Annotated in this window: 11 protein-coding genes; 3 read left to right on the top strand and 8 right to left on the bottom strand. The window is 66.3% G+C overall.

What is annotated here, in order from left to right; genetic code table 11:
* Positions 1-18 precede the first annotated feature (18 nt).
* Entirely contained in the window at positions 19-972 is a 954-nt protein-coding gene (locus ABOC32_RS11860) for a siderophore-interacting protein (RefSeq protein WP_426811133.1), read from the top strand.
* 39 nt (positions 973-1011) lie between these two features.
* Here ABOC32_RS11860 and ABOC32_RS11855 read toward each other — a convergent pair whose 3' ends face one another.
* The 8 genes from ABOC32_RS11855 to ABOC32_RS11820 form a co-directional block, all read right to left on the bottom strand.
* Complete coding sequence (locus ABOC32_RS11855) at positions 1012-2403, bottom strand: aspartate aminotransferase family protein (RefSeq protein ID WP_426811132.1); 1392 nt, start codon at positions 2401-2403, stop codon at positions 1012-1014.
* Positions 2404-2637: 234 nt separating this feature from the next.
* On the bottom strand, positions 2638-3960 hold the full coding sequence (locus tag ABOC32_RS11850; protein WP_426811131.1) for an ATP-binding protein: 1323 nt from the start codon (positions 3958-3960) through the stop codon (positions 2638-2640).
* The gene (locus ABOC32_RS11845; protein WP_426811130.1) at positions 3957-4640 is read right to left on the bottom strand and encodes a response regulator; all 684 of its coding nucleotides are present in this window, start codon (positions 4638-4640) and stop codon (positions 3957-3959) included. The genes ABOC32_RS11850 and ABOC32_RS11845 overlap by 4 nt, the downstream gene beginning before the upstream one ends.
* Positions 4641-5014: 374 nt before the next feature.
* Positions 5015-5578 carry a nucleotidyltransferase family protein gene (locus ABOC32_RS11840; RefSeq protein ID WP_426811129.1) on the bottom strand — a complete coding sequence of 188 codons (564 nt, stop codon included), beginning with the start codon at positions 5576-5578 and terminating at the stop codon, positions 5015-5017.
* On the bottom strand, positions 5575-6546 hold the full coding sequence (locus ABOC32_RS11835) for an XdhC family protein (RefSeq protein WP_426811128.1): 972 nt from the start codon (positions 6544-6546) through the stop codon (positions 5575-5577). The genes ABOC32_RS11840 and ABOC32_RS11835 overlap by 4 nt, the downstream gene beginning before the upstream one ends.
* A 2-nt stretch (positions 6547-6548) precedes the next feature.
* Positions 6549-7760: a cytochrome c gene (locus ABOC32_RS11830; RefSeq protein ID WP_426811127.1), complete on the bottom strand. Its 1212-nt coding sequence runs from the start codon at positions 7758-7760 to the stop codon at positions 6549-6551.
* A gap of 2 nt (positions 7761-7762) precedes the next feature.
* Positions 7763-8299: a (2Fe-2S)-binding protein gene (locus ABOC32_RS11825; RefSeq protein ID WP_016488319.1), complete on the bottom strand. Its 537-nt coding sequence runs from the start codon at positions 8297-8299 to the stop codon at positions 7763-7765.
* The gene (locus ABOC32_RS11820) at positions 8292-11123 is read right to left on the bottom strand and encodes a xanthine dehydrogenase family protein molybdopterin-binding subunit (RefSeq protein WP_426811126.1); all 2832 of its coding nucleotides are present in this window, start codon (positions 11121-11123) and stop codon (positions 8292-8294) included. Before ABOC32_RS11820 ends, ABOC32_RS11825 begins: the two co-directional genes overlap by 8 nt.
* 584 nt (positions 11124-11707) lie before the next feature.
* Between ABOC32_RS11820 and dsbD the strand changes: the two genes are divergently transcribed.
* Complete coding sequence (gene dsbD / locus ABOC32_RS11815) at positions 11708-13423, top strand: protein-disulfide reductase DsbD (RefSeq protein WP_426811125.1); 1716 nt, start codon at positions 11708-11710, stop codon at positions 13421-13423.
* Positions 13423-14259, top strand: a complete 837-nt coding sequence (locus tag ABOC32_RS11810; protein ID WP_426811124.1) for a prolipoprotein diacylglyceryl transferase family protein — start codon at positions 13423-13425, stop codon at positions 14257-14259. The genes dsbD and ABOC32_RS11810 overlap by 1 nt, the downstream gene beginning before the upstream one ends.

The raw sequence follows: 14259 nt of genomic DNA, 5'->3' as shown, positions 1-14259 counted from the left end.
CAGAAGGCGGCCCTCGCGATGCTCTCCACCCTGGCCAACACCCTGCGCAAGCGGGTCACTCAAGCGCTCCCCGGCAAACGCCCCAGCTACCGGATGTTCGATGTGCAACTGAAGCGGCGGATCGCACTCAGCCCTTCGCTGACCCGCCTGGTGTTCAGCGGCCCGGACGTTGCCGAAATGACCACCCTGGCGCCGGACCAACGCGTGAAGCTGCTGTTTCCCGCGCGCGACGGCTCACTGCCAAACCTGAACAACGACCTGCACTGGAAGGCTGCACACAGCGCCTTGCCGCCAGACCGGCGCCCGCCCATGCGCACCTACACCATCCGCGCCTTGCGCCGCGAAGAGCTGGAGGTGGATATCGACTTCGTGCTGCATGGCGTCAACGGGCCTGCTTCGGCCTGGGCCACCCACGCGCAGGTGGGTGACAGCCTGCAGATGGTGGCGCCCAACCTGGCCTATGAGGGCGACAACGGCGGTTATGAATGGAAACCGCCGCAGGGCGTGCGCAACATTCTGCTGGTAGGTGACGAAACAGCGCTGCCGGCCATTGCCGGCATTCTTGAGCAACTGGCCGACGACCAGCCCGCATTGGCGGTGCAGGCGTTCATCGAGGTACCACTGGAGGCTGACTGCCTGCCATTGCGCCATGGCAACGCCAGCCACATTCACTGGCTGCCGCGCGAGCTGCTCAATTGCGAGCATGGCCAGGCCATGCAACAGGCGGTGCGCGAACTGGCCAGCCTTCCGCAGGGGCAAGCCGCGCCGCAGGTAAAGCTGGAAGCGGTGGATATCGACACGCGGATATTGTGGGAGCAGGCCAGTAGCGCCAACAGTGCGTTCCATGCCTGGGTGGCGGGGGAATCGGCGACAGTCATGGATATTCGCCGCTACCTGATCAAGGAACGCGGGCTGCAGCGCGAGTGCCTGACCCTGATGGGCTATTGGCGGGCCGGGCGGACGTTTGATTGACTTGAGGTAGCCGGGGGCGCCTTGCGCCCCCGCCAGGGTTCAGACCGCCGCGATCAACGCCTCGGCAAAACGCTGCGCCACTTCATCGACCTGCTCGCCGCTGATGATCAACGGCGGCAGGAAGCGCACCACCGCACCATGGCGCCCACCCAGCTCCAGGATCAGGCCGCGCTTCAGGCACTCGCGCTGTACCTTCGGCGCCAGCTCGCGGTTGGCCGGTGGGTGGCCCAGTGCGTCGGGCTGGCCTTGCGGGTCGACCAGTTCCACGCCCAGCATCAAGCCCCGGCCACGGATATCACCCAACTGCGGATAATCCCGCTGCAGGCGCTGCAAATGCCCACGCAAGCGCTGCCCCATGGCTTCGGCATGCTCGGCCAAACGATGGTCGACCAGGTAGTTGATTACCGCCGAGCCCGCCGCCATGGCCATCTGGTTGCCCCGGAAGGTGCCAGCATGGGCACCCGGTTTCCAGGTGTCCAGCCAGTCGCGGTACACCACCACCGCCAGCGGCAAGCTGCCACCAATGGCCTTGGACAAGGTGACCACATCCGGCACGATGCCAGCGTGTTCGAAGGCGAACGTCCGCCCGGTGCGGGCAAAGCCGCTCTGGATCTCGTCGACGATCAGCGCCACGCCGGCCTGCTCGGTGATGCGGCGCACACCCTTGAGCCATTCGATATCGGCCGGGATTACCCCGCCCTCGCCCTGCACCACTTCCAGGATCACTGCCGCCGGCAGCGGCACACCGCTTTCCGGGTCGAGCAGCAGGTTTTCCAGGTAATGCAGGTTGGCCCTGACCCCGGCTTCGCCGCCCAGGCCGAACGGGCAGCGGTAGTCGTAGGGGTACGGCATGAACTGCACGCCGTTGCCGAGCAAGGCGCCCAACGGCTGTTTCGGCCCGTTGCTGCCCATCAGGCTCAGCGCGCCCTGGCTCATGCCGTGGTAGGCGCCATGGAAGGCCAGCACCGTACTACGACCGGTAGCCGTGCGAACCAGCTTGAGCGCCGCCTCCACGGCATCGGTGCCGGTCGGGCCGCAGAACTGCACCTTGGCCTCGCGGCGCAGCGCCTCGGGCAGGATGCCGAACAGGTCCTGGACGAAGCGGTCCTTGACCGGCGTGGTCAGGTCCAGGGTGTGCAAAGGCAGCTCATCGGCCAGCACACGCTGGATTGCCTCGACCACCACCGGGTGGTTGTGGCCCAACGCAAGCGTCCCGGCGCCGGCCAGGCAATCGATGAACTGGCGGCCTTCGACATCCTCCACGTAGATGCCACGGGCGCGCTTGAGCGCCAGCGGAAGGCGCCGCGGGTAGCTGCGGGCGTTGGACTCTTGCTGTTGCTGGCGTTGCAGCAGGGGTGACTCGGTGAATTCGTACAAGGGTTGCGACGCGTTGGCCGGTGCAACCTGGGCAAGGCTGGAAGCGGTGGACATGGGTAAATCCTCGCAAACAAGCGAATGGGCAGTGATCGCTTGGAAAACGCTTGAGTGCCGGGAGGATTTAGCGGTTGTTACTGAATTTTACTTAGATCGGGCAGAGCCCAGTTTTTTGTAGGAGCAGCCTTGTGCTGCGAAGGGGCCCTTTCAGCACAAGCAGGTCTACTGGCCATACCGGCCTCTTCGCAGCACAAGGCTGCTCCTACAGAGAGCCCATTCCAGCGGGCATGCTCATCCGGCATGGCGCGCCGGTACTTGCAGGAGCACCCGCAACCCATCGCTACGGCTGTCAAAGCGCAGGCTACCGGCACACCGTTGCACGATTGCCTGGACAATCGCCAACCCCAAGCCGCAGCCCCCACTCTGCCCATTGCGCCAGAAGCGCTCGGTCAGGTGCTCAAGGTCCGCTTCGGCAATCCCCGGCCCATGGTCGCGCACCATGAAGCCCACCTGGCCGTCGGCCATCTGCACCTCCAGCTCCACTGCCTCGTCGCCGCCATGGCGCAGGGCGTTGTCCAGCAGGTTGCGCAGCGCGGCCACCGCCAACGGTGCGGGCATGCCCAGGTAGATCTGCGTGGCTGCTTCAGGCAAACGCAGCACGATACGGCGGTTGTCACCCCCACCGGCGTCCTGCACTGCCTGGCGAGCCACCTGCTCGGCACTGCACTGCACGCCGTCCTCGAACGATAGGCTGCCTTCAACCCGCGCCAACATCAGCAACTGCTCCAGCGTGCGGTGCATGCGGTCGGTGCCCTGCTCGGCATGCTCCAGCGCCTGCTCGCGCACCGCGCCATCGGTCATGCGTGCTACCTGCAGGTGGGTCTTGATCGCGGTCAGCGGGCTGCGCAGTTCATGGGCGGCATCGTCGGTCAGGCGCCGCTCGCGCTCGATAGTCTGGGCGATACGCAGGAACAGCTGGTTCTGGGTTTCCAGCAAAGGCTGCAACTCGCTGGGCATGCCCGCCACCTGCAACGGCTCGACACTGTCCGCTCGCCGTCGGCGCAAGGCGTCGCGCATGCGGTTGAGGGGTTCCAGGCCCTTGCCCAGGCCGATCCACAACAACCCGAGGCTGCCGAGCAAGGCCATCAATACTGGCGCCGAAGCCGCCAACAGGATCGACTGGTTAAGCGCCTCACGTTCCATGTGCCGGTCGGCAGTGGTGATGCGGACATCCCCGTGGTTGTAGGTGAAGGTGCGCCACAGTGCATCGTCGATGGTCTGGTCACGGAAGCCGCTGCGCTCGTCGTCCATGGCGCCATCGTGCTTGTGGTTGCTGGCGAGGATCTCGCCACGCAGCGAACTGACCTGGCAGGCCATGCCGTCCGGCACACTGAACTGGTCGGCGGAAAAGTGCGCCTCCCCGCCCTTGGCAGTGAGCGGTTGCGGCAACTGGTCGATCAGCCCGGCGACCATGCGCGCCGATGCCACCAGGCGCTGGTCGAGTGAAAACATCATCTGCTGGCGCAGGTCACGCAGCATCCACGCCGCGGCCAGCGCCCAGATGATCACGAAGGCGCTGCCCAGGATCAGGCTCAGGCGTACCCGCAGGCTCATGATGCAGCCTCTTCCGGTGCCTGCGCCGGGCCCAGCCGGTAACCCAGGCCACGCACGGTCTCGACGATGCCGTTGCCAAGCTTGCGTCGCAGGTGGTGGATGTGCACGTTCAGGGCGTTGCTTTCGACTTCGTCGCTGAAGCCGTACACGCAGTCTTTCAGTTGTTCGCTGGACAGCACCCGCCCGGGGTTCTGCAGCAATGCCTGGAGCAAGGCCTGCTCACGGCGGGACAGGTCGACCGTCTGCCCGGCCAGGGTCGCCTCGCAGCTGCTGGGGTCATAGCGCAACGGCCCGTGCTCGATCACATTCACCGCCCGCCCGGCCACCCGCCGCAGCAGGGTGTGCAGGCGAGCGGCCAGTTCGCGCAGGTCGAACGGTTTCAGCAGGTAATCGTCGGCGCCGGCCTGCAGGCCATCGACGCGGTCGGTGACGGCATCGCGGGCAGTGAGCACCAGCACGGGCAGGTCCACACCCTGCTGGCGCAGGCGGCGCAGCAGCTTGAGGCCGTCTTCGTCGGGCAAACCGAGGTCGAGGATCATCACGTCAAACTGCGCGGCCTGCAGCATCGCCCGTGCATCGGCGGCGTTGCCCACCCGGTCCACGGTCAGGCCCTGGGCGGTAAGGCCGGCGCAGATGCCGGCGGCGATCAGGTCGTCGTCCTCGCAGAGCAGAACGTGCATGGTGGGGCTCCCGGAGTGGTGTGGTTGGCATTGCACCTTGGGTGGATTAAGGGGGCATTATGGACCTTTTGTGGGGCGCTTGGTATTTGCCTTGATGCCTGCAGCGCCTGCGAGATCGAGCGCCGCCCGCGCGGCGCATCGCGAGCTGCGCTCGCTCCTACGTTTGTTTCGGGCCAATTATTCCTTTGGGATTTGCGCGCGAACGCTTTGGCGCATGGCTCGATATCGCGTCGTACATACAAGGCGGTCGCGCGCGCCTGCCACAGGCGGTACTGGCCCGAAACAAACGTAGGAGCGAGCGCAGCTCGCGATGCGCCGCGCGGGCGGCGCTCGATCTGACAGGCGCTGAAAATGTTGTGGCGAACCCGTAGGCCCTACATCAACCCCTGTGGCGTATCGACATCCTGCAACACCCCGGCATCCTCTAGTTCGATTACCACGCACCTACCCCGGTTGGCCTGCACCACCGCCCGCGCCCCCTCATCCCCGCCCAGCTGCCCCAGCGCCGGCCAGAATTCGCGCCCGAAAATCACCGGGTGCCCCTGCTGCCCCGCATGGCGCGGCAACACGATGGTGGCAGCCGAGGCCGCCGTGGCCAGCTGGCGCAAGGTTGCCGACTCGATCCACGGCATGTCACCCAGCAGAATCGCCACCGCCAGGGCCGGGCTGTCACGCAATGACCGAGCGCCGGCCGCCAGGCTGTGCCCCATGCCCGACGCGGCATCGGGGCTGACGACGATGCGGCAATCGGCAGGCAAGCCAAAATCCTCCCCCCACTCCCCCGCGCGCAGCACCACACGCACGTCCTCGAACACCGCCCGGGCCCGCTCAACGCTGTGCGCCAGCAGGCTACGGCCATCGGCCAGCGTCGCCCGACGCTTGTCGGAGCCGAAGCGCGTGCCGCTGCCTGCCGCCAGTACCAGCGCCACCACGCTCACAGCGCTACCCGCTCGATGCCGTTACGCACCCGCAGCACATCGGCCAGCACCGCCAGAGCGATCTCTGCCGGGGTCTTGCTGCCCAGGTTGAGGCCGATCGGGGCATGGATGCGGCCCAGTTCGACCTCACCCAGCCCACCAATCCGGCGCAGGCGTTCACGGCGCTTGTCGGAGGTCGCCCGGGAGCCCATCACCCCGATATAGAACGCTTCGGTGCGCACCGCCTCGAGCATGGCCAGGTCATCGATCTTCGGGTCGTGGGTCAACGCGACCACTGCCGTATCGGCATGGCAACCGCCATTGAAGATGAACTCCGACGGCAGTTCGCGGCGCACTTCGATGCCGTCCAGCCGTACCCCCTCCAGCACCTCTTCACGGGGCTCGCAGAGGATGACTTCGAAGCCCATGCCCCTGCCGAATTCGGCACAGAAATGTGCCACGCTGGAATACCCCGCCAGCAGCAGGCGCTGGGCAGCACCGACACGCAGGCGCACACGGGCGTTTTCACGCTCCACACGCGGGCCTTGGCTCGTGTCATCGACAAGCAGGCGCGTCCCCTCGGGTAGGCGCACTTCACGCAGCAACCGGCGCTGGCCCAGCAGTGCGCTTTGCAGCTCGCGCAGGTGCGCCTGCACCTCGCACTCGGCGGGCAGGTTCTCTACCAGCACTTCGAGCACACCCCCACAGGGCAAGCGGATGCTCGAACGCGGGTCGCTGTCGTCACCGTAGCGCACGATGCCAACCGGCTCGGGGAACTCCCCCAGGGCCACGCGTTCGAGGAAGTCGTCTTCGACGCAGCCCCCCGACAGCGACCCCAGCCACTGGCCGCTGGCGTTGACCGCCAGCAGCGCGCCCGGCGCGCGGGGCGCCGAGCCGTAGGTGGCGAGCACCGTGCACAACCACACCCGCTGACCGTTGCACGACCACTGCAAGGCCTGACGGACCACCTGTAGATCGAGATGCTGCACGTTTACTCCGCCTTCAGCTCGGCGAGCTGCTGTACGTTCAGGTCACCGGGCAATCCACCCCAGGCCTGGCGCAGGTAGTTGACCATATCCGTCACTTGCTGGTCATCGAGCTTGTCGGCAAAGCCCGGCATCGGCTGCATGCGCTCGAAGCCGGTGAACTGCTGCTCACGGATGCCTTCGAGGATGACCTTGACCAGGTTGCGCGAGTCACCCTGGCGCAGCACGGTGTTGCCCTGCATGGCCACCGCAATGTGCGGCTTGCCCTCGCCGTCGACACCATGGCAACCGGCGCAAACGTTGAGGTACTGCTGGTGGCCACGCTTGGCGCTGTCGCTCATCTGTTCCAGGGCAACGGCCTGGATGGCCTTGGCCGGCGGTGGCTGGTCGCCCAGCAGGTAGGTGGCCATGGCCGCCAGGTCGGCGTCTTCGAGGTGTTGGGTGCTGTGGTGCACCACCGGGAACATCTCGTTGAACATGCTGCCCTGGGCGCTGATGCCGTGTTTCAGGAAGGTGGTCAGGTCTGGCTGGGTCCAGCCGCGCTCGGCCAGGTCCTGGGCCAGCAGGCTCGGCGCCAGGTAGCCGCCAAGCAGGCCGCCGGTCATGCGTTTGTCCTGCTGTAACGCGCCGATGGGGTTGCGCGGGGTATGGCATTCGCCGCAATGGCCCATGACCTCGACCATGTACTGGCCACGCTGCCAGGCCGGGCTTTTGCCTTCGGTTGGCTGCAGCTGCACGCTCTTGCCATACAGCATGTTCCAGCCACTCAGGCCCATCCGCACGTTGAACGGGAAGCGCAACGCGGTCTGCGGCGCCGGGCGGTTGATCGGCGGGATAGTCATCAGGTAGGCGAGGATCGCGTCCGAATCTTCACGCTTGATCAGGTGGTACGAGGTGTAAGGCATCGCCGGATACAGGTTGGCGCCGTCCTTGCGCTTGCCCTCGGTGACGGCGGCAAAGAACTCGTCGGCGCTGTAGTTGCCGATGCCGTACTGCTTGTCCGGGGTGATGTTGCTGCCATAAATGGTACCGAACGGCGAATGGATCGGCAGGCCGCCGGCATACGGCGCGCCGCCTTCGGCGGTATGGCAGGCCATGCAGTCGGCCGCGCGTGCCAGGTACTCACCGCGCTTGACCTGGGCCTCGTCGGCCGCCAGGGCAAACGAGCTGACTGCAAGGCCCAGGGCCAATGCCAGTGCGTTACGAACAAAGCCCATGCTCAACCCTCCTTGACCAGGCCGAGGTCGTTGAGCACCTTGCGGGTGGCGTCGTAATAACGCACGTAGCCGGTGCAGCGGCAGATGTGGTGACCGAGGCTGGCCTCGATGCGGTCTTCCACTTCGCTCTTCTTCAATGGCTGGCGCTGGGCCGTTTCCACCAGCACGGTAGCGGCGTTGACGAAGCCCGGCGCGCAGTAGCTGCACTGGAAGGCGAACAGGTCGACGAACTTCTGCTGGATCGGGTTCAGCGTGAGGTTGCCGGCCTCGTCCGGTTTGGCGTGGCCCTCGATGGTGCGCACCTTCTTGCCCTCGAAGTAATGGGCGCCGGTGATGCAGGTGCGCACTTCTTCGCTGGTGCCGTCGGGGTTGTCGACGATCACCACGCAGGCGTGGCAAATACCCTGGCCACAGCCCAGGCGCGAGCCGGTGAGGTTCTGGTGTTCGTGCAGGTAGTCGATCATCGCCAGGTCAGCGGGGACCTCGACCGGGCCGACCGGTTGACCGTTGAGGGTCAGTTGCAGTGGACGGTTAGCCATTGAGGGCCTCCTTGATACGGGCTGGGGTGATGGGAAGATCGCGCACGCGCTTGCCGATGGCATGGGCGACGGCATTGCCGATGGCACCCACGACCGGGATCATCACCACTTCGGCGATGCCCTTGGACGGGTCGGTCGGTGACAGCGGCGGGAGGATTTCGCTGGTCTGCTTCCACACCGCCACGTCGCGCGCATGCGGCAGGCGGTAGCGGTTGAAGTTCCAGTCGCCCTCCCCGGGCCCGCCTTCGTACATCGGCATGTCTTCGGTCAGCGCGTGGCCGATGCCCATGGCGATACCGCCTTCGAGCTGGCCCTTGACCAGCTCCGGCACCAACACCCGGCCGCACTCCAGCCAGCTGTGGTGGTTGAGCACCTGCACTTCATGGGTACCCTTGTTGACCTTGACTTCAACGATGGTCGCCACCGGGCTGTAGTAGGTGACCATGGCGTTGTTCAGCTGGGTGTCAGGGTAAGCGGCGTTCTGCCGGTCGAGCAGGTGGTAGCCGTGGCTGCTCATCTGCGCCTTTTTGGCGTTCACCGCGCCATCGCCGTATTTCACCGCCACGGCGTCCAGCGGGAAGCGCTCGCGCACACCGTCGATGACGAAGTCGGCCTCGGCCCAGCTCCAACGGTTGAAGCCGTGCACGCTGGCACCGGTGATCAGGCCCATGTCGTGGGCCTTCTGCGCCAGCTGGGCGAACGGTATCGGCTGCAGGCCGTTGCCGGTCAGCTCACCGTTGACCCACACCGCGTTCTCGCGGCGCACCACCAGCGGGTTGGCCTGGCCGCCATGCGGGCCCTGGCTCCAGATGGCCATGGCCGCCGGCCACAGGCCGTGGTTGAACAGTACGCGCGCCGCTTCGCGGGTGGCATGGCTGAAGTAGAAGGCCGAGTTGGTCGCCGACGATGGCGACGCCAGCTTGCCGACCCAGCGCGGGTTGCGCAGCGCGGTGTCCTGCTCGGCCTGGCTGATCAGGTACGGGTTGCCGCTGGTGCTCAGTTGCAGCTCCGGCCATTCGGTCACCGCAGTCCTCACCTCGTCAGCCGAGCGACCCAGGAAGTCGCTGACCACAAGGGCCTGGGAGGTAGACATGCCGGTGCCCAGCTCGGTGCCGATGTGGCGCAGGCTGATGCGCCCGTCGCGGCTGAACTCGATGCTGGCCATCGGTGCTTCGGAGCCGGTGCCGAAGTCCTTCTGGCAAATTGCAAAGCCCACGCCGTACCAGTGGTCCTGGTCCTGCGCGTCCATCTGCCGCTTGCGCGCGTCGCGGTTTCGCCACCAGTCGTGCACGGCCGCCTTGTCGAGAATCTCGTACAGACGCAGCGCACCCGCCGGGACCGCACCCTGGGTGTTCTTCATGCCCGACTTCAGCGCGTTGGCGCGGCGCAGGTCGATGGCATCGACGCCCAGGCGGCCGGCGATCTCGTCCACCATCATCTCGGTGGCCGCCATGCTCTGCAGGGTGCCGTAGCCGCGCATGGAGCCGGCCTCGACACCTCGGGAGTGGTAGGCGGTAACCGACAGGTCGTTCTGCGGCATGTAATAGATCGACTGCGCAGCAGTGGCGCCGACCGCTGCCACCGACGGGCTGTAGTTGATGCGCCCGCCGCCGTCGCAGCTCATGTCGGCGCGGAAGATCTTGAAGCTGTTGTCCTTCTTGTCCACGGCCAGCTGGTAGCGGATGTCGAAGGCATGGCGCTTGATGCCGCTCTGGAACTGCTCGTAGCGGTCGTTGGCCAGGCGGATCGGCACGCCGGCGCCATACAGCGCGGCTACGGCGGCGTAGAAGACGAAGATGTTGTTGTCTTTCGAGCCGTAGCCCACGGTGTAGCCCGGGTGCATGTTCAGCGTGTTCAGGGCGAAACGCGACGGCTTGATCATGTGCACGCATTCCTGCGCCACTTCGAACGGGCACTGGGTGGCGACCACGAAGTGCAGCGTGCCGGTGGCCGGGTCGTACCAGCCGTTGCCGTTGTCCGGTTCCAGCGCGGCAGGTTCGATGGACGGCGTCTTGTAACGCTCGTCGAACACCAGCCAGTCCTCGGGCGGGTTGTCCAGCTGCTCGGCCATGCGCTTGGCGTAGAACAGCCCCTGCTCGGTCAGGTCGCCATGCTGGTTGGGCGCTTTGGACCACACCGGCTTGCGGTTGAGGATGGTGGGGAACAGCATGGAATTCTTGAGGCTGGAGAACTCATCGTCGTCGAACGGCGTGGCACCGCCCACCCGCACGAAGCGGAAGCTGCCGTAAGGGTCGCGCTGGTAAAGCGGCGCTTGGGCACCGTAACGGATCGCCTGCTCATTGAACTGCAGCTTGCGCTTGGCCTGGCGGAAACGCTCGAAGTCGTGCCAGATCAGGATTGCCACCGGGTGGCCGATGAACATCGGCACCTTGCCGGGCGGCAGCAGCGGGTCGGGCGAGTGCGCCTCGGGCCAGGCAATGCCGTCTTTCTCAAGGTCGGCGGCGGTCACGATGCGGTCCGGCTGCAAGTCGCTACCGAGCAGGCTCAGGTCATGGCCGGCATAGATACGGTCAGCCTTGGTGGCCTTGAGCAGCAGCGCATGGCCCTGCTGCGTGGGCCAGCCGGGCATGTCCTTGGCGCGAATATCGCGGGCGAACACCTTGTCGCCGCACACCTTGGACAAGGCATCGTTACGGAAACGCGCCTTGCCATCATGGTTCATCCACTTCTGCGGCGAGGTGGTGACGCGTTCCTCCATCAGGGCGGCGAATGCCTGGCTGCCAAGTGGCGCCATGGTCACACCGACACCAGCGATCAGGCCGCCTTGCAAGAAGGCGCGCCGGGAAATATCACGGTTGGACATGCTTGATCCTCTGGGCAGTTGGGGGCCTGCCCTATTTTTTGATTCTAGTGCTAGCGGGTAAAAGCTGACTTGTGCGTCAACTTTACAGCAAGTGTGTGGGCATAGGCAAAGTCAAGCCGACAATATGTCGCGGTGTGTCTGGGGTGATGGGCGGGACTTGGGGTGGGGGTGGCTGGGGGTGAGGATGGGGCTGGCAGGTGTTCGCCTGGGGATTTTCAGCGCCTGGGAGATCGAGCGCCGCCCGCGCGGCGCATCGCGAGCTACGCTCGCTCCTACGTTTGTTTCGGGCCAATTATTCCTGTGAGCATTGCGCGCGAACGCTTTAGCGCATGGCTGGATTTCGCGTCGTACAAACAAGGCGGTCGCGCGCGCCTGCCACAGGCGTTACTGGCCCGAAACAAACGTAGGAGCGAGCGTAGCTCGCGATGCGCCGCGCGGGCGGCGCTCGATCTCACAGGCGCGGACAATTCCACGGCAAGCGCCTGTAAGCCCTGATGCGCTCTCAGACCAAACACCTGAGTTAACCTTCATTTAATCGACCCCAGCCAGCATGGCCCCATTCCTAGATCTGCCAAGGCGAAGACATGCGCGTCCTCCTGCTCTTCCTGACACTGCTTCTGGCTGGCCCGTTGCAGGCTAACCCGTTCGATGTGAAGCCGGACTTCCTGCCGGTCGACCAGGCTTTCGTGCTCACCCACGACCGCCAGGCCGACGGCCAGATGCGCCTGTACTTCCAGATCAAGCAGGGCTACTACCTGTACCAGAAGCGCCTGAAGTTCGACGGCCTGCCTGCCGAGCAGCACCCGCAGTTGCCGCCGGCACTCAACCACCATGACGAGTTCTTCGGTGACAGCGCGGTGTACCGCGACCAGCTCGAACTGCTGCTGCCGGCCAATGCCCAGGGCCAGTTGCGCCTGGGCTGGCAGGGCTGTGCCGACGCCGGCCTGTGCTACCCGCCGCAGACCACGCAGATCGACCTGGGCGGCAGTGTGGCACCCGCCGCCGAGCAAGCCAGCGACCAGGCCCTGGCCAGTGGCCTGCAACAGGGCCACCTGGCCTGGAGCCTGCTGGCGTTCTTCGGCCTTGGGCTGCTGCTGGCCTTTACCCCCTGCTCGCTGCCGATGCTGCCAATCCTCGCCGGGCTGGTACTGGGCAATGGCGCCAGCGCCCGACGCGGCTGGCTGCTGGCCGGGGTGTATGTGTTGAGCATGGCACTGGTGTACGCCGCCCTGGGCGTGGTCGCCGCGCTGCTGGGCGCCAGCCTGCAGGCCTGGCTGCAACAACCCTGGCTGCTGGGCAGCCTGGCGGGGCTGTTCGTGTTGCTGGCCCTGCCGATGTTCGGCGCCTTCGAACTGCAATTGCCTGCGGCACTGCGTGACCGCCTTGACCGCGCCGGGCAAGGCACCCGTGGTGGCAACTTGTATGGCGCGGCGCTGCTCGGGGCGCTGTCCGGCCTGCTCCTGGGCCCGTGCATGACCGCGCCACTGGCCGGGGCGTTGCTGTACATCGCCCAGAGCGGCGACGTGCTGCAAGGGGCTCTGGTGCTGTTCAGCCTTGGCTTGGGCATGGGCGTGCCACTGCTGTTGCTGGTGACCCTGGGCAACCGCTACCTGCCGCGCCCGGGCGCCTGGATGGACCGGGTCAAAGGCGTGTTCGGCTTCGTGTTCCTGGCCATGGCGCTGTACACCGTGCGCAGCCTGCTGCCCGCCACGCTGCTGCTGGCACTGAGTGGCGCCTGGCTGATCGCCCTGGCCTGGGCCACCTGGCCGGCCCTGCAGCGCCTGCCGGCATTGCGTGCAGTACCGCTGCTGGGTGCCTTGTGGGGCAGCCTGTTACTGGTGGGCGCCGCCGCCGGTGGCGATGACCTGTGGCAGCCGCTGCGCCCGTTCACCGGTGGCGGTGCCGCGCCAGTGGCTGCCCAGCATGCCGAAGACAGCTTCGTCACCGTCAGCCGCCCCGAAGACCTGCAACGTGAACTGGATGCGGCCAAAGCCCGCGGCCAGTGGGTGATGCTCGACTACTATGCCGACTGGTGCGTGTCGTGCAAGGTCATGGAAAAACAGGTGTTCACCCGCAGCGATGTGCAGGCCGGCCTGGCCGGCGTGCACCTGCTGCGCCTGGACGTGACCGCCGACAGCCCGGCCAGCAAAGCCCTGCTGCAACGCTACCAGGTACCCGGCCCGCCCAGCATCATCTGGATCGGCCCGGAGGGCGACGAACGCCGTGCACGGCGCATTACCGGTGAAGTGGATGCCGCCGCGTTCCAGCAACACTGGGCCCAGACCAGGAGCCAAGGCTGATGCTGACCGTAACCCTCGGGCCTCTGACGATGGCCCTAAACCACCTGCTGATGCTCACCGCCCTGGTGATCGCCAGCGTGGTCGGCTGGTGGGTCGCCCGGCGTGGCGGCGAAAGCCCGGAATCGGCACTGTTCAACCTGTTCCTGATCGGCCTGCTGTGCGCCCGCGCCGGCTTCGTGCTGGCCTACTGGCCGATGTACCGCGATGAGCCGTTGCAGATGATCGACATCCGCGACGGCGGCTTCCTGCTGTGGTCGGGCCTTGCCGGCATCGTCCTCGGTGCCCTGTGGCAGGGCTGGCGCCACCCGGGCCTGCGCCGCCCGCTGGGCTGGGCGCTGTTCAGCGGTGCGCTGTTCTGGGGCCTGGCCAGTTTTGCCGGGCACCTGTACAGCAAGGGCACCGAGCTGCCCGACCTGAGCCTGCGCAACGCTGGCGGCCAACCAGTGGCGCTGCACAGCTACCGCGGCAAGCCATTGGTGATCAACATCTGGGCCACCTGGTGCCCGCCCTGCCGGCGCGAGATGCCGGTGCTGCAACAGGCGCAAAGCGATTACCCGCACGTGACCTTCCTGTTCGTCAACCAGGGCGAGACCCCGGAAAACGTCAGCACCTTCCTCGCCACTACCGGCCTGAGCCTGACCCACGTGCTGTTTGACGGTACCGGCCTGCTGGCCCAGCGCGTCGGCTCCATGGCCCTGCCTACCACCCTGTTCTACGACGCCGACGGGCGGCTGGTCGGCAGCCACCTGGGCGAGCTGTCCCGGGCCAGCCTACGCCACGCCCTGGAGCCTTTCGACCGGGCCACCGCGCCCGCCCCTGCCGCACAAGGAAACTGA

This window comes from Pseudomonas sp. WOUb67 (genome assembly GCF_050058005.1).
Lineage (GTDB): Bacteria > Pseudomonadota > Gammaproteobacteria > Pseudomonadales > Pseudomonadaceae > Aquipseudomonas > Aquipseudomonas putida_R.
The sequence above is the reverse complement of the archived record's forward strand: the minus strand, read 5'-3'. Positions and strand labels throughout refer to the sequence as shown.

Excerpts from the sequence above, each read along its gene's own strand:
- ABOC32_RS11855 (WP_426811132.1), bottom strand. The coding sequence starts at position 2,403 with ATGTCCACCGCTTCCAGCCTTGCCCAGGTTGCACCGGCCAACGCGTCG.
- dsbD (WP_426811125.1), top strand. The coding sequence starts at position 11,708 with ATGCGCGTCCTCCTGCTCTTCCTGACACTGCTTCTGGCTGGCCCGTTG.
- ABOC32_RS11860 (WP_426811133.1), top strand. The coding sequence starts at position 19 with ATGCTCTCCACCCTGGCCAACACCCTGCGCAAGCGGGTCACTCAAGCG.
- ABOC32_RS11810 (WP_426811124.1), top strand. The coding sequence starts at position 13,423 with ATGCTGACCGTAACCCTCGGGCCTCTGACGATGGCCCTAAACCACCTG.
- ABOC32_RS11825 (WP_016488319.1), bottom strand. The coding sequence starts at position 8,299 with ATGGCTAACCGTCCACTGCAACTGACCCTCAACGGTCAACCGGTCGGC.
- ABOC32_RS11820 (WP_426811126.1), bottom strand. The coding sequence starts at position 11,123 with ATGTCCAACCGTGATATTTCCCGGCGCGCCTTCTTGCAAGGCGGCCTG.
- ABOC32_RS11850 (WP_426811131.1), bottom strand. The coding sequence starts at position 3,960 with ATGAGCCTGCGGGTACGCCTGAGCCTGATCCTGGGCAGCGCCTTCGTG.
- ABOC32_RS11845 (WP_426811130.1), bottom strand. The coding sequence starts at position 4,640 with ATGCACGTTCTGCTCTGCGAGGACGACGACCTGATCGCCGCCGGCATC.
- ABOC32_RS11830 (WP_426811127.1), bottom strand. The coding sequence starts at position 7,760 with ATGGGCTTTGTTCGTAACGCACTGGCATTGGCCCTGGGCCTTGCAGTC.